Here is a 17086-nt window from a genome sequence, read left to right as displayed (position 1 = left end):
GATGAATCTGTCCCCCCTCAATCGCCGCCGGTTCGAGCGGTTCAAGGCAAACAAACGCGGCTGGTGGTCGCTGTGGCTGTTCCTGATCCTGTTCGGCCTGAGCCTGGGCGCCGAGCTGATCGCCAACGACAAACCGCTGGTGGTGCATTACGACGGCGACTGGTATTTCCCGGCGCTCAAACGCTACCCGGAAACCACCTTCGGCGGCGAGTTCCCCCTGGAGGCCAACTACAAGAGCCCGTATATCCAGGAGCTGCTCAAGGCCAAGGGCGCGTGGACGCTGTGGGCGCCGATCCCGTTCAGCTATCAGAGCATCAACTACGACCTGAAGGTACCGGCCCCCGCGCCGCCGTCTTCGGTCAACCTGCTGGGCACCGATGACCAGGGCCGCGACGTCTTGGCGCGGGTGATCTATGGCTTTCGCGTGTCGGTGCTGTTTGCCCTGACCCTGACCGTGCTCAGCTCGATCATCGGCGTGATCGCCGGGGCCCTGCAGGGCTTCTATGGCGGCTGGGTCGACCTGGCCGGGCAACGCTTCCTGGAGATCTGGTCGGGCTTGCCGGTGCTGTACCTGCTGATCATCCTCGCCAGTTTCGTGCAGCCCAACTTCTGGTGGCTGCTGGGGATCATGCTGCTGTTCTCGTGGATGAGCCTGGTGGACGTGGTCCGCGCCGAGTTCCTGCGTGGGCGCAACCTGGAATACGTGCGCGCGGCCAGGGCGCTGGGCATGCAGAACGGCGCGATCATGTTCCGCCATATCCTGCCCAATGCCATGGTCTCGACCATGACCTTCATGCCGTTCATCCTCACCGGCGCCATCGGCACCCTGACCGCCCTGGACTTCCTCGGCTTCGGCCTGCCGGCGGGTTCGCCGTCGCTGGGGGAACTGGTGGCCCAGGGCAAATCCAACCTGCAAGCGCCGTGGCTGGGCATGAGTGCCTTTGCCGTGCTGGCGATCATGTTGAGTTTGCTGGTGTTTATCGGCGAGTCCGCTCGCGATGCCTTCGACCCGAGGAAATGAGATGAATCAGGACAATCTGATCGAAGTCCGCGACCTCTGCGTCGAGTTCGTCACCGGCGAGCATCACCACCGCGTGGTGAACCACGTCAGCTTCGACATCAAGCGCGGCGAAACCCTGGCGCTGGTCGGCGAAAGCGGCTCCGGCAAATCGGTGACCGCCCACTCAATCCTGCGCCTGCTGCCCTACCCCTTGGCGCGGCACCCCGCCGGCACCATCGAATACGTCGGCCAGGACCTGCTGACCCTCAACGAAAAAACCATCCGGCATATTCGCGGCAACCGCATTGCGATGATCTTCCAGGAGCCGATGACCTCGTTGAACCCGCTGCACTGCATCGAGAAGCAGATCAACGAAGTGCTCGGCCTGCACAAAGGGCTGACCGGCAAAGTCGCGACCCGGCGCACCCTCGAGTTGCTCGAACTGGTGGGCATTCCCGAGCCGCATAAACGCCTCAAGGCGCTGCCCCACGAACTGTCCGGCGGCCAGCGCCAACGAGTGATGATCGCCATGGCCCTGGCCAACGAGCCGGAGCTGTTGATTGCCGACGAACCGACCACCGCCCTCGACGTGACGGTGCAGTTGAAGATCCTCGAGCTGCTCAAGGAGCTGCAGGCGCGCCTGGGCATGGCGTTGCTGCTGATCAGCCACGACTTGAACCTGGTGCGGCGCATTGCCCACCGTGTGTGCGTGATGCAACAGGGTTGCATCGTCGAGCAAGCCGATTGCGAAACCTTGTTCCAGTCGCCGCAGCACCCTTACACCCAGGAGCTGCTCGCCGCCGAACCCAGCGGCGGGCCGGCCGCCACCGCCGTCGGGCCACCGTTGCTGGAAGTGGACGACTTGAAAGTCTGGTTTGCGATCAAGAAAGGCTTTTTGCGCAACACCGTCGATTACGTCAAGGCGGTGGACGGCATCAACTTCAGCCTGCCCCAGGGGCAAACCCTGGGCATCGTCGGCGAAAGCGGCTCGGGCAAGTCCACCCTCGGCTTGGCGATCCTGCGCCTGATCGCGAGCAAAGGCGGGATTCGCTTCGAAGGCCAGCAACTCGACCGCCTGAGCCAGCAACAGGTGCGCCCGTTGCGCCGGGAAATGCAGGTGGTGTTCCAGGACCCATTCGGCAGCCTCAGCCCGCGCATGTGCGTCAGCGAGATCGTCGGCGAAGGCCTGCGCATTCACAAGATGGGCAGCCCAGCGGAGCAGGAAGCGGCGATCATCGCAGCGCTCAAGGAAGTCGGCCTCGACCCGCAGTCGCGGCATCGCTACCCCCACGAGTTCTCCGGCGGCCAGCGCCAACGCATCGCCATTGCCCGCGCCCTGGTGCTCAAGCCGCGCCTGATCCTGCTCGACGAACCGACCTCGGCGCTCGACCGCACGGTGCAGCGCCAAGTGGTGGAATTACTGCGCGGTTTGCAGGCCAAGTACAACCTGACCTATCTGTTCATCAGCCATGACCTGGCGGTGGTCAAAGCGTTGAGTCACCAGTTGATGGTGGTCAAGCATGGGCAGGTGGTGGAACAGGGCGACGCGCCGGCGATTTTCGCCAACCCACAGCATGCCTATACCCGGCAGTTGCTGGAGGCGGCGTTTCTGGTGCCGACGCCTTAGCCCAGGGCCGTGACCTATCCGTTCAGCGCGAAAGGATAGGTCGTTCGCCTCAAGCCGCCAGCCCGCGCCCGGCCCGCTCCAGGTTGCGCCACAACCAGCCCGGCAATACGTCCGGGTCCAGGCTGTCGATCAGGTTCTTCAAGCCCAGCCCCAACTCCGTGTCGCCTTCAATCACCAAGCGACGCCGGAAGAACAAGGTGTCCGGATCTTCCTGGCGACTGGCCAGCAACAAGAACTCGCGCCAGTTACCACTGATGGTCACCTGGGCCTCGGCTTTTTCAGCGATGCGCAAGCCATCCCGCGCCAGCGTCAGGTACCAGCACAGCCCAAGGTCGGGGATGCGCAGGCACATCCAGCGCCCGCGCAGCAGGTCGAAGCCGCCGTCGCGCAACGGCTCGGCCAGGCAGCGGTTGAGGCCTTGCTGCAAGGCCAGGCGCTGCACCCGGAACGGCACGTGGCGCACCAGCGGCAACAAGCGATCGGCGCCCTTGAGCAGCCATTGTTTGCGACTCAACACAGGCCCACCTCCTCGACCCGCAGCATGCCGGCCTGGCCATGCCAATAACCGTTGCAACCGTCGACGCACAACGGCGGCATCGCGCCCTGGCGCACCTGGTCGAACGCCTGGACCACGCCGACCATCCCTTCGGCGCGTGGGCTCAGGCGCAACAGGTCAGCGCCACACGCGACCAGGCCGGGGTAATCGGCGAGCAGGTTGGTGACATCGGCCGACATCGTCTGAATCCCGTTCAAGGTGAACAACGGTTGCCCTTCCTGGCTGGTCAGGGCCATGCCGTCGGGGTAGTTGATGCAACAGAACTGGCAATCGTCCTTGGGCCGGTTTTCCGCGCGGGCGGTGAAGCAACGGGCCGAGTACGCCAGGGGCAAATGCCCATAGGCGAAGATCTCCACTTCGGGCAGCGGCCGGCCGAGTTCGCGCACCTGTTCCAGCACATCGGCGATCAGGCTTTGCGAGCACTCCACCGGCGGCACCCAGCGCTGCATGCCCGCATCGAGCAATTGCGCCAGGGCGTGGCCGTTGTACAGATTGAGCGCCGGGCCGCCGACAAAAGGCAACTTGCGCTCGATCAGCAACTGCACCGCGCCCATGTCGTTGGCCTCGACCAGCACCTCGCCGTTGTCGCACAGGCGGCGCAGGCTCGACAGTTCAGAGGCGGCTTCGATCAAGGTCAGGCTCGACAGCACGATCTGCGCCGAGCTGCACGACTGCAACTCGCGGCCCAGGCCCAACCATTGATCCAGGGAAAACGCGCGACGTTTGGAGCACACGGTTTCCCCCAGGTAAATCACGTCCAGGGGCAAGCCGGCCATGTCTGAATAGAAGCGCCCCAAGTGTTCCTTATCCCAATAAAACAGCACCGGTCCCAGGCTGAGCTTCATCTGTGTTTCCTCATTGCCATGCGCGATGGTAAGCACCCAGGGTGGTCTGGCTGCCTTCGGAAAGTCCGGCCAGCACCTGGCGCCACTGGTCCTTGACCACAAAATTGGCCGGGGCGCTGCGGTGGGCGTCGAGGGCGGCGCGCCAGACTCGGGTGACTTGTTCCACATAGGCCGGGCTGCGTTGCCGGCCTTCGATCTTCACCGCCTCCACGCCGATGGCGCTGAGTTCGGGCAACAGGTCCAGGGTGTCGAGGCTGGTCGGTTCTTCGAGGGCATGGAAGCGCTTGCCGCCGACCAGGAAGCGGCCTTTGCACAAGGTCGGGTAGCCGGCCGGTTCCTCCGGGGTGTAGCGGTCGATCAGCACTTCACTGAGGCGCGCGCTGAGGCCATCGGCGTCGTCGCTCCAGCGCACCGCCTTGGCCGGCGAGCACACGCCGCACAGGTTGGGCGACTCACCGGTGATATACGACGACAAGTGGCAACGCCCTTCGGCCATGATGCACAGGCTGCCGAAGCCGAACACTTCGATCGGCACCACGCTGCTCGCCGCCACCTGTTTGACCTGGGCCAGCGACAGCACCCGCGGCAGCACCGCGCGGCGGATGCCATAACGTTCGACGTAGAACTTCAGCGCCGCCGCATGGGTGGCCGAGCCCTGCACCGACAAGTGCAACGCCATCTGCGGATGGTGCGCGGCAGCATAGCCGAGCACACCCGGGTCGCCGGCGATCAGCGCATCCACGCCATGATCGGCCGCACGGTCGACGGCGCGTTGCCAACGTGACCAGATCTTCGGTTGCGGGTAGGTATTGACCGCCACATACAGCTTGCGCTGGTGCTGGCGGATATGGGCGACGGCGGCGTCGAACTGCTTGTCGTCCATGTTCAGCCCGGCGAAATGCCGGGCATTGGTGTCATCGCGAAAACCGACATACACCGCATCGGCGCCTTGGCGCACCGCGGCTTTCAGCGCAGGCAGGTTGCCTGCCGGGCAGACCAGTTGCATGGAGACTCCTCATTGAAACTCGGCGAAAGACAAGAAAGGCACCGGTGCATCCTTGAGCAGCAGTTGCTCGCGCTCGACAATCACCAGGCCATCGGCCCAGCAGGCGGCAGTGAGCATCGCCGAGCTTTGCTGGGGGTGCAGGACGGCGCGCAATTGCCCATCCGCGCCGGGGCTCAAGCGCGCGCGCAGGTACTGGCGGCGCTTGTTGGGGGTAGGCCATTCAAAACCGGCCGGCACCTGGACCGGTACCGGCAACACGCGCTCGACGCCCTGGGCGCGCAACAGGAACGGGCGCACCACCACCAACGCAGTGATCAGCGCGGCAGACGGGTTGCCGGGCAGTCCGATCCACGGTTTGCCCGCCACTTCGCCAAACGCCAGGGGCTTGCCGGGCTGGATCGCCAGGCGCCAGAAATCCACGCGACCGAGTTCCTGGATGGCTTGTTTGAGATGATCCTCCTCGCCCACCGACACGCCGCCGGTGGTCAGCAGCAGGTCGCATTCGGACGACGCGAGGATCAACGCGTCGCGGCTGGCGGCCAACGCGTCGGCCATCACCCCGTAGTCGAGCACCTCCACGCCCCAACCGCGCAATAACGCGGTCACCAGGTGGCGGTTGCTGTTGTAGATCTGCCCCGGCGCCAGCGACTCGCCCGGCTCGCGCAGTTCATCGCCGCTGCTCAGCAGGCACACGCGCAGGGGGCGATAAACCTTGACCCACGGAATGCCGGCCGACGCCAGCAGGCCGACTTCCTGGGCGCGCAGGCGCTGGCCGACACGCAACAGGCGTTGCCCGCGCTGCATTTCTTCACCGCGCTTGCGCACGTGTTCGCCCAGGCGCAGCGGCGGGCACCAGATACGCTGGCCGTAGACGCGGCAACGCTCCTGGGGCACCACGCTGTCGGCGCCGGGCGGCAGCGGCGCACCGGTGAAAATCCGTACTGTCTGCCCGGCCTGTAAAAGCTCATCGCTGCTGTGCCCGGCAGCAATCCGCCCGGCCAGCACCAAGTAGCCGCCCTGCTCCGGCACATCGGCGGCGCGCAGGGCGTAGCCGTCCATGGCGCTGTTGTCCCAGCACGGCAGGTCGAGAGGTGAAAACAATTCTTCGGCGATCACCCGACCCGCGGCCTGGCCGAGGGGGATGACTTCGGTGGGCGGCGCAGGTGGCGCCTGCGCCAGCAGTTGCTCGATCGCCTCGTCCACCGGCATCAATTGCCCGCTGTCGCACACGCGGGTGTTCATGACCGCGCCTCGCAGGCGCTGAGCGCTTGTTCGAACTGAGGCTTGAGGTGCGCAACGAAGTTGCACGGGCCGGTGCGGCTGTCCAATTGACTGAGCAGAATCTGGTCCCAGGCAGTACGGCACGCGCCGGGCGAACCGGGCATGCAGCACACCAGCACGCCATTGCTCATGCCCGCCAGGGCGCGGGACTGCAAGGTGGACATGCCGATTTCCGCCAGGGACACCTGGCGGAACAGCTCGCCGAACCCGTCCACTTGTTTATCCAGCAGCGGCAACACCGCTTGCGGCGTGTTGTCGCGAGCGGTGAAGCCGGTGCCGCCGGTCATCAGGATCACTTGCACCTGAGGGTCGGCGATCCACTGCGAAACGCGGGCGCGGATCTGGTAGATATCGTCCATCACCAGGCCACGGTCGATCAGCACATGGCCGGCACCTTCAAGGCGCTCTACCAGGGTCTGCCCGGAGGTATCGGTGTCAAAGGTGCGGGTGTCGCTGATGGTCAGTACGGCGATGTTCAGGGAGACAAAACTGCGTTGGGTCAAATGGGCCATGATCAAGGCTCCAGGCAGATAAAAAGATGCGCTCAGCCTGCGCCGCAACGGGCGCAGGGCCTATTCCTCGAAGGAGGTACCTCGTCAGGGCGCCAGCCGTGTGCGCTGCCAGGCGCCGTCTCGCAGGCGGTAGTCGAGGCGGTCATGCAGGCGGTCGGGGCGGCCTTGCCAGAACTCGATGCGGCGCGGTTGCAGGCAGTACCCGCCCCAGTGCTCGGGCCGTGGCGGTTGCTGGCCGGCGAACCGCTCCGTGACCTCACGCAGCAAACCTTCCAGCTCGCTGCGGTGGGTCAGCGGCTGACTCTGCGGCGAGGCCCAGGCACCGAGTTGGCTGGCGGCCGGGCGGTCGAGGAAATAGGCGTCCGACAGCGCCGGATCGAGACGCTCGACCGCGCCTTCAATACGCACCTGACGCTCCAGGCCGGGCCAGAAAAACGTCATCGCGGCATGGGGGTTGCTCGCCAGTTCCTCGCCCTTGGCGCTCTGGTAATTGCCAAAAAACACAAAACCTTCGGCGCTGAAGCCCTTGAGCAGCAGGATGCGGCAATGGGCGTACCCTTCGCTGTCGACCGTGGCCAGGGCCATGCTGTTGGCCTCGGCGGGAGGCGCTTCGGTCTTGCGCGCCTGGCTCAGCCACTGGCCGAACAACACCAGCGGATCGTCTTGCTCGCCGTCGTCCCGCAGGCCGTAGAGGGTGTAGTTGCGGCGCAGTTGCGCGAGGGACAGGGGCATGGGACGAACCTCCAGAGAATTCGCCACAGTGTGGGAACTGCGCAGGTTTTAGCCCTTGACCGCGATCAACAATCCGCCGCGTCATGGCGCCGCAGGCGGCTCACCACAATGACTTCGCCAGCACCACGATCACCACCATGTGCGCGAGAATGCTGCGCCGTATCCACAGCGCACGCTTGGGGCTCAGGCGCTCGCGGGTCAGCCAGTAGGCCAGCAGCAGGTAGTGCCCGATGATGCTCAGGGCGAGGAAGATTTTCAGGCTCAGGAACAGTCCGAAATGACTGTTCCATGGCAGACCGCGGTAATGCCAGGCCAGGCCGATACCCGCACCATACAGCAGCACCACCACGCCATGCAGCACCCGCCGCGAACGCCGGGCGATCGCGTGTTCTGCGGTGAAACGCGCCGACCACGCCAGCTCCTCGCGGGCGCTGTGCCAGATCACCACTTCAAAGAACAGCGTGCCGATAAAGGCGATCGCCGCCAGCAGATGCACGATCAACAACCACGAATACAGCATGCAATGCTCCTAACCGGGGTGCCCGTCGACCCGCGCCCGCCACAACATCGGGCCATACCGCCACAGGTACAAGCCCAGGCCGACCGACCAGCACAGCCCCGCCAGCCACAAGGCCGCCACGGGCCAGATCAACACCAGTGCCACCCGGCACACAGCCGCCAGGTTCAACAGGGCGAACGCCAGGGTCATCCCGCCCGGCGGCTGCAACGGCCGACCGGTATGGCCCAGGCTGACCCGCGCCACCATCGCCAGGATCAGCCCGGCCATGGCGCCGATCGTCAGCGCATGCACGGCCAGGCTCGGGTTGAGCGGCGCACCGAAATGCCACAGCGCCATGCCCAGGCAGGCCACGGCCAACCATGCGTAGGCCAGGTGCAGCGACCACAGCAGCGGCACGCGCCACAGGCCACGGTCATGCCAGCGCGCCAGGCGCAGCAAGTGGCCCAGGCCGAGCACAGCGAACAGTGCGCCGCTCCACCGGCTGGGGAACACCGCCAGCCCGCTGGCGTAAAGCAACGCCACCAGGATCGAACCGCCCAGCAACACACGGTCCAGCCACGGCCACGGCTTGACCGCATCGACCCGGCCCAGGCCACGTTGGGTGAAGAATGGAATCACCCGACCGCCGATCAGCCCCATCATCGCCGCCACCAGCCACAACCCCGTGAGCACCGCCTGGCGCTCCACGCCTTCGTCATGGGTCAGCAACCCATACAACGCCAACGCGTCTGCCACGGCGAGCAAGCCCAGCACCAGTACAATCGGGTAGTTACGGGTTTGCCTGACCTTCCACAGCGTCCAGCCCATCACCCCGGCCACCGCCAGCGGAAAACTCAGTTCCAGCACCGCCAGCAGCGGCCACGGCAGGTTCAGCAACCAACCCAGGCGCGCCGCCAGCCATAACCCGGCGAGCAACGCCAGGGGCGCGCCGCTGAGGCCGGGGCGGCCGGTCCAGGTCTGCACCGCGGTCAGCAAAAAGCCGGCGATGATCGCCACGCCAAAGCCGAACAGCAGCTCATGCCGGTGCCAGGCCAGCCAGCCACCGGCCGGTTGCCAAGTACCGGTGGCGCCGCCCAGGGCGAACAGCCACAGAGGAATGACCAGCACCGCCAACAGGCAGGCACCGAGGAAAAACGGGCGGAATGCCAGGCGAAACAATGGGGGAATGGCCATGGCCTTGCGTCGATCGAGCACTTGCATAGCACGGCTCCTAAACAGATGAATGCGACAATCTTGCGCTGCAGCCTGCGCTTTGCCCTTGTCGTAGATCAAGCACGCCCGCCACGGACAGGGGAACTTTGCCAGGAAATAACCGCCCGAATCCGGTACGCTCAGCGTTTTTACTCAAGGAGTTAATTCCCATGGCCAAAGCCACCGCCCGTCACATCCTCGTTGCCACCGAAGACAAGTGCAACGAACTCAAGGCCCAGATCGAAGGCGGCGCCGATTTCGCAGAAGTCGCCAAAGCCAATTCCAGCTGCCCATCCAGCCGTCAAGGCGGCGACCTGGGCTCGTTCGGTCCAGGCCAGATGGTTAAAGAATTCGACACCGTCGTGTTCAGCGCCCCGGTCAACACCGTGCAAGGCCCGGTGAAAACCCAGTTCGGTTATCACCTGCTGGAAGTCACCAGCCGTCAGGACTGATTCAGTCCACGCTGATGCTTGAAACAACGGCCCGCCTTTTGGTGGGCCGTTGTGCATGGGATGACTGGCGATGCTCAGGCCGTTAGCGTACAAATCCCTATTCTCCTTCACCCGGCGCTCAAGGCAGATAATGCGACTGGCTTTTTCGACTCTATTCAGCTCCACCCTGGCCCTGCTGCTGGCCAGCACCGCTGTGATCGCGGCCCCGCAAACCTACCTGACTGTGTATGGCGAACCGGCCAAATATGGCGCCGGCTTCAGCCATTTCGACTATGCCAACCCCAACGCGCCCAAGGGCGGCAGCCTGCGGCGTTCGGCCATCGAGATCGGGCGCTTCGACCATGTGCTGCCCTATATCGACAAAGGCATCGGCGTGTCCCAGATCGACGGCTGGCTCTACTCGCCCCTGGCCCTGCGCTCCCTGGACGAGCCGTACACGGTCTACGGCCTGGTCGCCGAGAAGATGGAACGCGCGGACGACGGCCTGTCGCTGCGCTTCTACCTCAACCCCAAGGCCCGTTTTGCCGATGGCACACCGATCACCGCCGAAGACGTGCGCTACAGCTTCGATTTGCTGATGACCCAGGGCAGCCTGCGCTTTCGCACGCTGTTCGCCGACGTCAAACACGTCGAAGTCGAAGGCGAACGCCAGGTGCGCTTCGATTTTTCCAGCGATGAAAACCGCACCCTGGCGCTGGATATCGCCACCCTGCCGGTGTTCCCCGAGCACTGGTGGAAAACCCGCGACTTCGCCAACGGCGGCGGCTACGAAGCGCCGCTGGGCAGCGGCCCGTACAAAATCAGCAAGATCGACGCGGGCAGCACCATCACCTTTACCCGCAACCCTGATTGGTGGGGCAAGGACTTGCCGGTCAGCCGCGGTCTGTACAACTTCAATCACCTGAGCCTGGAATATTTCGGCGACACCGAAGTGGCGCGCCAGGTGCTGCGTGGCGGCGCGTATGACTTCAACCGCGAGTTCTCCGCCACCGGTTACTCCATCGGCTACAACGGCCCGGCACTGGACGACGGGCGCCTGCAACGCGCGCACCTGGCCAAAGAGATGCCGCAACCGGCCCAGGGCTATGTGTTCAACGTGCAGAAACCGATGTTCCAGGACCGCCGAGTGCGCCAGGCCCTGGCGATGCTGTGGGATTTCGAATGGGCCAACCGGCAGATGATGCGCAACCTGTACATCCGCCAGCAGAGCTACTTCTCCAATAGCCCGCTGGCCGCGAGCGAATTGCCGACCCCGGAAGAGCTGGCGATCCTCGAACCTCTGCGCGGCCAGGTGCCCGACGAGGTGTTCAGCCAGGTCTTCAAAGCCCCGGTCACCGACGGCAGCGGCATGATCCGCGACAAGCAACTGCAAGCCTTGGCCCTGCTGGAAGAAGCCGGCTGGAACCCCGACGGCGACAAGCTGGTCAACGCCGAGGGCGAGCCGCTGGAATTCACCTTCCTCTATGCCCAACCCGGCCTCGAGCGTCTGTTGCTGCCGTACAAGCGCAACCTGGCGCAGATCGGCATCACCCTGATCATCCGTCGCATCGACTCCTCGCAGTATGTCAACCGGCTGATGACGCGGGACTACGACATGATCGTCACCGGCTTCCCGGTCACCACCTCGCCGGGGATGGAGTTGTACAACTACTTCGGCTCCAGCGCCGCGTTCGACCCGGGCGCCAACAACTACATGGTGCTCAAGGACCCGGCCGTCGACAGCCTGATCAAGGGCCTGGTGAAAGCCAACACCCAGGCGCAGATGCTCACCTACGCCCACGCCCTGGACCGGGTGCTGCAATGGAACTACCTGTGGATCCCCAATTACTACCCGCCCGGCACGTCCGCCGCGTGGTGGAACCGCTTCGGCCGCCCGGCGATCGAGGCGAAGAATGACGAAGCCCTGGAAACCTGGTGGGAAATCAGCCCCACGCCACTGACGAACGCACAAATGAGCGCGGAGCTTAAAAAACGCGGAGGGATGCGCTGATGTTTGCCTATATCGTGCGGCGCCTGCTGTTGATCATCCCGACGCTGGTGATCATCCTGCTGGTCAATTTCGTGATCGTGCAGGCCGCGCCCGGCGGGCCGGTGGAACAGGCGATCGCCCACCTGCAAGGGATCGGCGGCGGCGGCATCGGCGGTTCCGCCGGCGAAGGCCTCGGCAGCGGCTCGCGGGCCAGCCGTGGCCTGGACCCGAAACTGATCAAGGACATCGAAAAACAATACGGCTTCGACAAGCCGGCGCCGGAGCGCCTGTGGCTGATGCTCAAGAGCTACGCCCGGCTGGACTTCGGCAACAGCTTCTTTCGCGGCGCGACCGTCACCGACCTGATCCTGGAAAAGATGCCGGTGACCATCTCCCTCGGCCTGTGGGCCACGCTGATCACCTACCTGGTGTCAATTCCCCTGGGGATCCGCAAGGCGGTGCGCCATGGCAGCAACTTCGATGTGTGGAGCAGCACAGCCATCGTGATCGGCTATGCGATGCCGGCGTTCCTGTTTGCGATGTTCCTGATCGTGGTGTTCGCTGGCGGCACCTCGCTGAACTGGTTCCCGGTGCGCGGCCTGGTCTCGGAAAACTTCGACGAACTGAGCACGGTGGGCAAGGTCGCCGACTATTTCTGGCACCTGGTCTTGCCGGTCACGGCGCTGGTGATCGGCGGGTTCGCCACCCTGACCATCCTGACGAAAAACTCGTTCCTCAATGAGATCACGCGCCAATACGTGGTCACCGCCCGCGCCAAAGGCTTGAGCGAACGGCAGGTGCTGTACGGGCATGTGTTCCGCAATGCGATGCTGCTGGTGATCTCGGGGATTCCCCAGGCGTTTATCAGCGTGTTCTTTGCCGGCTCGCTGCTGATCGAGGTGATCTTTTCCCTCGACGGTCTCGGGCGCATGAGCTACGAAGCCGCGGTGTCCCGCGACTACCCGGTGGTGTTCGGTTCGCTGTTTATCTTCACCCTGTTCGGCCTCTTGATAAAACTGATCGGCGACCTCTGCTACACCCTGGTGGACCCGCGTATCGACTTCGCCGCGAGGAACGCCTGATGTTCAATCTATCTCCCGTGGCCCGTCGGCGTTTCGAGCGGTTCAAGAAGAACCGCCGCGGCTGGTGGTCACTGTGGCTGTTTATCGGCCTCTTCATCCTGACCCTGGGTGGCGAGTTGATCGCCAATGACAAGCCCTTGGTGTTGAGCTTCAAGAACGAGCTGTATTTTCCGGTGTTCAAGCGCTACACCGAGCAGCAGTTTGGCGGGCAATTGCCGTTCCAGGCCGACTATCGCAGCGACTACGTGCAGAAGCTGATCAAGCAGGACGGCGGCTGGATGCTGTTCCCGCCAGTGCCGTTCAGCGACGACACGCCCAACTACGAACTGACCCGCCCGGCCCCCAGCCCGCCCTCGGCGGTGAACTGGCTGGGCACCGACGACCAGTCGCGCGACGTGGTGGCGCGGGTGATCTTCGGCGCGCGGGTGTCGATCCTGTTTGCCCTGGCGCTCACCGCGATCAGTGCGAGCATCGGCATCGCCGCGGGCGCGTTGCAGGGTTACTACGGCGGCTGGGTCGACCTGATCGGTCAGCGGGTGCTGGAAGTGTGGTCCGGGTTGCCGGTGCTGTACCTGCTGATCATCCTGTCCGGCTTTGTCGAACCGAACTTCTGGTGGCTGCTGGGGATCATGGCGCTGTTTTCCTGGCTGGCCCTGGTGGACGTGGTGCGCGCCGAGTTCCTGCGCGGGCGCAACCTGGAGTACGTCAAGGCGGCGCGGGCCCTGGGTTTGAGCGACGCCAAGATCATGCGCCGACACATCCTGCCCAATGCCATGACGGCCACCCTGAGCTACCTGCCGTTTATTTTGACCGGGGCGATTTCCACCTTGAGCGCCCTGGATTTCCTCGGTTTCGGCATGCCGGCGGGCAGCGCGTCGCTGGGTGAGTTGATCGCCCAGGGCAAGCAGAACCTGCAAGCGCCATGGCTGGGCCTGACGGCGTTTTTCACCTTGGCGCTGATTCTGTCGCTGCTGGTATTTATCGGCGAGGCGTTGCGCGATGCCTTCGACCCCCGTGCATGAGTGAGTCTGTATGAGCGACAACCTGATCGAGATCCGCGACCTCTGCGTCGCCTTCAGCGGCCAGACCGTGGTGCGCAACCTGAGCCTGGATGTGCGCCCCGGCGAGTGCCTGGCGCTGGTCGGCGAGTCGGGCTCGGGCAAGTCGGTGACGGCCCTTTCGATTCTGCAACTACTGCCCGAAGCCGGCACGCAAACCAGCGGCTCCGTGCGCTATCGCGGCCAAGAGTTGATCGGCGCATCGGCGGCCACCCTGCAAAAGCTGCGTGGCGACCGCATCGCCATGATCTTCCAGGAGCCGATGACCTCCCTCAACCCGCTGCACAGCATCGAAAAGCAGATCGGCGAAACCCTGCTGTTGCACAAAGGTATGGGCGGCAAAGCAGCACAGGCGCGCATCATTGAACTGCTCGAACTGGTCGGCCTCCAGAACCCCCAGGAACGGCTCAAGGCCTATCCGCACCAACTCTCCGGCGGCCAGCGCCAACGCGTGATGATCGCCATGGCCCTGGCCTGCGAGCCGGAACTGCTGATCGCCGACGAGCCCACCACCGCGTTGGATGTGACCGTGCAGCGCAAGATCCTGTTGCTGCTCAAATCCTTGCAGCAACGCCTGGGCATGTCGCTGCTGCTGATCAGCCACGACCTCAACCTGGTGCGCAGCATGGCGCAGCGCGTGTGCGTGATGCATACCGGCGAGATCGTCGAACAGGCCGACTGCGAAACCTTGTTCAACGCGCCACAACACCCCTACAGCCGCTTGCTGCTCGACGCTGAACCGGCGGGCGAGGTGCTGTGCGGCGAAACGCGCGAAACGGTGTTGCAGGTCGACGACCTGAGCGTGCAATTCCCCCTCGGCGGCGGCCTGTTTCAGCGCAAGACCTACCTGCGCGCGGTGGACGGCATCAGCCTCAGCGTGCAACGCGGCAAGACGCTGGGCATCGTCGGCGAGTCGGGCTCGGGTAAATCCACCCTGGGCCAGGCGATCCTGCGCCTGCTGGACTCCACCGGCAGCATCCGCTTCCAGGGCGTCGCCCTCGACGCGCTCAACCACAAACAGATGCGCCCGTGGCGCAAACAGATGCAGGTGGTGTTCCAGGACCCTTACGGCAGCCTCAGCCCGCGCATGTCGGTGCAGCAGATCATCAGCGAAGGCCTGGAAGTCCACGCACCGTGCAGCCTCGCCGAGTGTGACGCGCAGGTGATCCAGGTGCTCAAGGACGTCGGCCTCGACCCGGCCAGCCGGTATCGTTACCCCCACGAGTTTTCCGGTGGCCAGCGCCAACGCATCGCCATCGCCCGCGCGCTGGTGCTCAAGCCGGCGCTGATGCTGCTCGACGAACCCACCTCGGCCCTCGACCGCACGGTGCAGAAGCAAGTGGTGGCGTTGCTGCGTGAGCTGCAGGACAAGTACGGCCTGACCTACCTGTTCATCAGCCATGACCTGGCCGTGGTGCGCGCCATGGCCCACGACATGATCGTGATCAAGGACGGCAAGGTGGTGGAGCGCGGCGCCAGCCATGATGTGTTTGAATCGCCGCAACACCCGTACACCCAGGAACTGCTGGCCGCCGCACACATCCCCTTGTAGGAGCGAGCTTGCTCGCGAAAAGCGCAAGGACACCGCGTTCAACCAGCAGGCCCGCGTCATCGTTAACGTTTTTCGCGAGCAAGCTCGCTCCTACAGGATTCTGCACGCATGAACACCAGCCTCAAGGACTACCAACAGGTTCGCGGCCTGGCCATCCAGTCGCTGTTCGAGATCATCGAGCAGTCCAGCGAAGGCACGGTGATTGTCGACCGCGACGCGAACATCGTGTGGATGAACGAGCGCTACGCCAAGCGCTTCGGCCTCAAGAGCGCCGACGAAGCCATCGGCCAACCCTGCGAACAGGTCATCGCCAACAGCCTGTTGCGCCAGGTGGTGCGCAACGACCAGCCGATCCTGCTGGATATCCAGGACACGCCCAAAGGCCCGTTGGTGGTGATGCGCCTGCCGATCCACAACGACGCCGGCGCGGTGATCGGCGCCATCGGCTTTGCGCTGTTCGATGAGCTGCGCAACCTGTCGCCGCTGATCGAGCGTTACCTGAGCATGCAGCAAGAACTGGCGTCCACCCGCTCGCTGCTGCGTTCACGCCAGAGCAAGTACACCTTTGCGCACTTTATCGGCACCAGCGCCACCAGCCTCGAAGTCAAACGCCGCGCACGGCGCAGTGCGAGTGCCGAGTCGCCGGTGTTGCTGCTCGGCGAGACCGGCACCGGCAAGGAGTTGCTGGCCCAGGCGATCCACGGCGCCTCGACGCGGGCGCACAAGGCATTTGTCAGCATCAACAGCGCGGCCATTCCCCATGACCTGCTCGAAGCCGAGTTCTTCGGCACCGCGCCCGGCGCGTTTACCGGCGCCGACCGCAAAGGCCGCCCCGGCAAGTTGCAGATCGCCCAGGGCGGCACGCTGTTTCTCGATGAAATCGGCGACATGCCCCTGCCGCTGCAAAGCAAGCTGTTACGGGTGTTGCAGGAGAAGGAATACGAACCGGTCGGCTCCAACGAGATGCGGCACAGCGACGTGCGGGTGATCGCCGCCACGTCCATGGACCTGGAAGCGGCGATCAAACGCGGCGAGTTTCGCGCCGACCTGTATTACCGGCTGAATGTGCTGCCGATCCAGGTGCCGCCGTTGCGCGAACGCCTGGAAGATATTCCGGCGCTGAGCGAAGCGATCCTCGAAGACCTGCGCAGCCACCACGAACTGGACCGCGAGGCCCTGGCGTTGTTGGCGCGGCATGCATGGCCGGGGAATATCCGCGAACTGCGCAACGTGCTGGAACGCGCGGCGTTGTTGAGCGATGACCGGGTGTTGGGCGCGGCTGAGATTCGCGCCGCGATCGGCACGTTCAGCCCGGTGGCGCGGGAGGCGATGGAAACGTTCGAAGGCGAGACGTTCGAAGGCGAGACATTCGCGGCGGCGCGGGAGCGCTTCGATCGGCAGCTGATCACCGCGGCGCTCAAGGTCTGCGGCGGGAATGTGGTGGCCGCGGCCCAGCGCTTGGGGCTGGGCCGGTCGACCTTGTACAAGAAAATGGTCGCGCTGGGCCTGGCCACATCTCAATAAAGAGACAAAATTCTCAAAACAAAGACAATCCTTGTGGGAGGGGGCTTGCCCCCGATGGCAGTGCCTCAGTCAGCCTATTCTTTACAGACCCACCGCTATCGGGGGCAAGCCCCCTCCCACCTTTGATGTGTTTTTGTCTCTGAATTGAGACCAGATCTGAAAAGCTTGTTCATGGATAC

General features: G+C 64.4%; 16 protein-coding genes. 8 read left to right on the top strand and 8 right to left on the bottom strand.

Annotated features, from left to right (window positions below; genetic code table 11):
• Position 1 precedes the first annotated feature (1 nt).
• Together C8K66_RS26380 and C8K66_RS26375 are read left to right on the top strand one after the other, a co-directional pair.
• A complete protein-coding gene (locus C8K66_RS26380) occupies positions 2-1021 on the top strand; it encodes an ABC transporter permease (protein ID WP_017846626.1) in 1020 nt (339 codons plus the stop codon).
• Position 1022: 1 nt separating this feature from the next.
• Positions 1023-2627, top strand: coding sequence for an ABC transporter ATP-binding protein (locus tag C8K66_RS26375; RefSeq protein ID WP_017846627.1), 1605 nt, complete (start codon positions 1023-1025; stop codon positions 2625-2627).
• Positions 2628-2676: 49 nt separating this feature from the next.
• Here the strand turns inward: C8K66_RS26375 and C8K66_RS26370 are convergent, their stop codons facing one another.
• From C8K66_RS26370 to C8K66_RS26335, 8 genes are all read right to left on the bottom strand, one after another.
• Positions 2677-3144, bottom strand: a complete 468-nt coding sequence (locus C8K66_RS26370) for an SCP2 domain-containing protein (protein ID WP_017846628.1) — start codon at positions 3142-3144, stop codon at positions 2677-2679.
• A complete protein-coding gene (locus C8K66_RS26365; protein WP_046383125.1) occupies positions 3138-4028 on the bottom strand; it encodes a U32 family peptidase in 891 nt (296 codons plus the stop codon). The genes C8K66_RS26370 and C8K66_RS26365 overlap by 7 nt, the downstream gene beginning before the upstream one ends.
• Positions 4029-4038: 10 nt before the next feature.
• Positions 4039-5034, bottom strand: coding sequence for a peptidase U32 family protein (locus C8K66_RS26360; RefSeq protein WP_017846630.1), 996 nt, complete (start codon positions 5032-5034; stop codon positions 4039-4041).
• A gap of 9 nt (positions 5035-5043) precedes the next feature.
• Complete coding sequence (gene glp, locus C8K66_RS26355) at positions 5044-6276, bottom strand: gephyrin-like molybdotransferase Glp (protein ID WP_046383124.1); 1233 nt, start codon at positions 6274-6276, stop codon at positions 5044-5046.
• Entirely contained in the window at positions 6273-6827 is a 555-nt protein-coding gene (moaB, locus tag C8K66_RS26350; protein ID WP_046383123.1) for a molybdenum cofactor biosynthesis protein B, read from the bottom strand. The genes glp and moaB overlap by 4 nt, the downstream gene beginning before the upstream one ends.
• Before the next feature lie 84 nt (positions 6828-6911).
• Entirely contained in the window at positions 6912-7559 is a 648-nt protein-coding gene (pdxH, locus tag C8K66_RS26345; protein ID WP_017846633.1) for a pyridoxamine 5'-phosphate oxidase, read from the bottom strand.
• Between the two features lie 100 nt (positions 7560-7659).
• Positions 7660-8079, bottom strand: coding sequence for a hypothetical protein (locus C8K66_RS26340; RefSeq protein WP_057005429.1), 420 nt, complete (start codon positions 8077-8079; stop codon positions 7660-7662).
• 9 nt (positions 8080-8088) lie between these two features.
• A complete protein-coding gene (locus tag C8K66_RS26335; RefSeq protein ID WP_108526412.1) occupies positions 8089-9279 on the bottom strand; it encodes an NnrS family protein in 1191 nt (396 codons plus the stop codon).
• Between the two features lie 161 nt (positions 9280-9440).
• On the opposite strand from C8K66_RS26335, the gene C8K66_RS26330 reads away from it, so the two are divergent.
• The 6 genes from C8K66_RS26330 to C8K66_RS26305 all read left to right on the top strand — a co-directional run bounded on the left by C8K66_RS26330 (position 9441) and on the right by C8K66_RS26305 (position 16907).
• On the top strand, positions 9441-9722 hold the full coding sequence (locus tag C8K66_RS26330) for a peptidylprolyl isomerase (RefSeq protein WP_003208024.1): 282 nt from the start codon (positions 9441-9443) through the stop codon (positions 9720-9722).
• Positions 9723-9852: 130 nt separating this feature from the next.
• A complete protein-coding gene (locus tag C8K66_RS26325; protein WP_017846636.1) occupies positions 9853-11712 on the top strand; it encodes an extracellular solute-binding protein in 1860 nt (619 codons plus the stop codon).
• The gene (locus C8K66_RS26320) at positions 11712-12773 is read left to right on the top strand and encodes a microcin C ABC transporter permease YejB (RefSeq protein WP_057005432.1); all 1062 of its coding nucleotides are present in this window, start codon (positions 11712-11714) and stop codon (positions 12771-12773) included. The genes C8K66_RS26325 and C8K66_RS26320 overlap by 1 nt, the downstream gene beginning before the upstream one ends.
• Positions 12773-13795: an ABC transporter permease gene (locus C8K66_RS26315; protein ID WP_017846638.1), complete on the top strand. Its 1023-nt coding sequence runs from the start codon at positions 12773-12775 to the stop codon at positions 13793-13795. Before C8K66_RS26320 ends, C8K66_RS26315 begins: the two co-directional genes overlap by 1 nt.
• A gap of 10 nt (positions 13796-13805) precedes the next feature.
• Complete coding sequence (locus C8K66_RS26310) at positions 13806-15383, top strand: ABC transporter ATP-binding protein (RefSeq protein ID WP_046383118.1); 1578 nt, start codon at positions 13806-13808, stop codon at positions 15381-15383.
• 108 nt (positions 15384-15491) lie between these two features.
• Complete coding sequence (locus C8K66_RS26305) at positions 15492-16907, top strand: sigma-54-dependent Fis family transcriptional regulator (protein ID WP_108526410.1); 1416 nt, start codon at positions 15492-15494, stop codon at positions 16905-16907.
• Positions 16908-17086: the final 179 nt, after the last annotated feature.

Origin of the sequence: Pseudomonas sp. GV105, assembly GCF_003058185.1 — a bacterium.
Taxonomy (GTDB): Bacteria; Pseudomonadota; Gammaproteobacteria; order Pseudomonadales; family Pseudomonadaceae; genus Aquipseudomonas; species Aquipseudomonas veronii.
Note: the sequence above shows the minus strand (reverse complement) of the source record. Positions and strands in the feature narration are given on the sequence as shown.

Excerpts from the sequence above, each read along its gene's own strand:
- C8K66_RS26380 (WP_017846626.1), top strand. The coding sequence starts at position 2 with ATGAATCTGTCCCCCCTCAATCGCCGCCGGTTCGAGCGGTTCAAGGCA.
- C8K66_RS26375 (WP_017846627.1), top strand. The coding sequence starts at position 1,023 with ATGAATCAGGACAATCTGATCGAAGTCCGCGACCTCTGCGTCGAGTTC.
- C8K66_RS26365 (WP_046383125.1), bottom strand. The coding sequence starts at position 4,028 with ATGAAGCTCAGCCTGGGACCGGTGCTGTTTTATTGGGATAAGGAACAC.
- C8K66_RS26360 (WP_017846630.1), bottom strand. The coding sequence starts at position 5,034 with ATGCAACTGGTCTGCCCGGCAGGCAACCTGCCTGCGCTGAAAGCCGCG.
- glp (WP_046383124.1), bottom strand. The coding sequence starts at position 6,276 with ATGAACACCCGCGTGTGCGACAGCGGGCAATTGATGCCGGTGGACGAG.
- moaB (WP_046383123.1), bottom strand. The coding sequence starts at position 6,827 with ATGGCCCATTTGACCCAACGCAGTTTTGTCTCCCTGAACATCGCCGTA.
- pdxH (WP_017846633.1), bottom strand. The coding sequence starts at position 7,559 with ATGCCCCTGTCCCTCGCGCAACTGCGCCGCAACTACACCCTCTACGGC.
- C8K66_RS26340 (WP_057005429.1), bottom strand. The coding sequence starts at position 8,079 with ATGCTGTATTCGTGGTTGTTGATCGTGCATCTGCTGGCGGCGATCGCC.
- C8K66_RS26335 (WP_108526412.1), bottom strand. The coding sequence starts at position 9,279 with ATGCAAGTGCTCGATCGACGCAAGGCCATGGCCATTCCCCCATTGTTT.
- C8K66_RS26330 (WP_003208024.1), top strand. The coding sequence starts at position 9,441 with ATGGCCAAAGCCACCGCCCGTCACATCCTCGTTGCCACCGAAGACAAG.
- C8K66_RS26325 (WP_017846636.1), top strand. The coding sequence starts at position 9,853 with ATGCGACTGGCTTTTTCGACTCTATTCAGCTCCACCCTGGCCCTGCTG.
- C8K66_RS26320 (WP_057005432.1), top strand. The coding sequence starts at position 11,712 with ATGTTTGCCTATATCGTGCGGCGCCTGCTGTTGATCATCCCGACGCTG.
- C8K66_RS26315 (WP_017846638.1), top strand. The coding sequence starts at position 12,773 with ATGTTCAATCTATCTCCCGTGGCCCGTCGGCGTTTCGAGCGGTTCAAG.
- C8K66_RS26310 (WP_046383118.1), top strand. The coding sequence starts at position 13,806 with ATGAGCGACAACCTGATCGAGATCCGCGACCTCTGCGTCGCCTTCAGC.
- C8K66_RS26305 (WP_108526410.1), top strand. The coding sequence starts at position 15,492 with ATGAACACCAGCCTCAAGGACTACCAACAGGTTCGCGGCCTGGCCATC.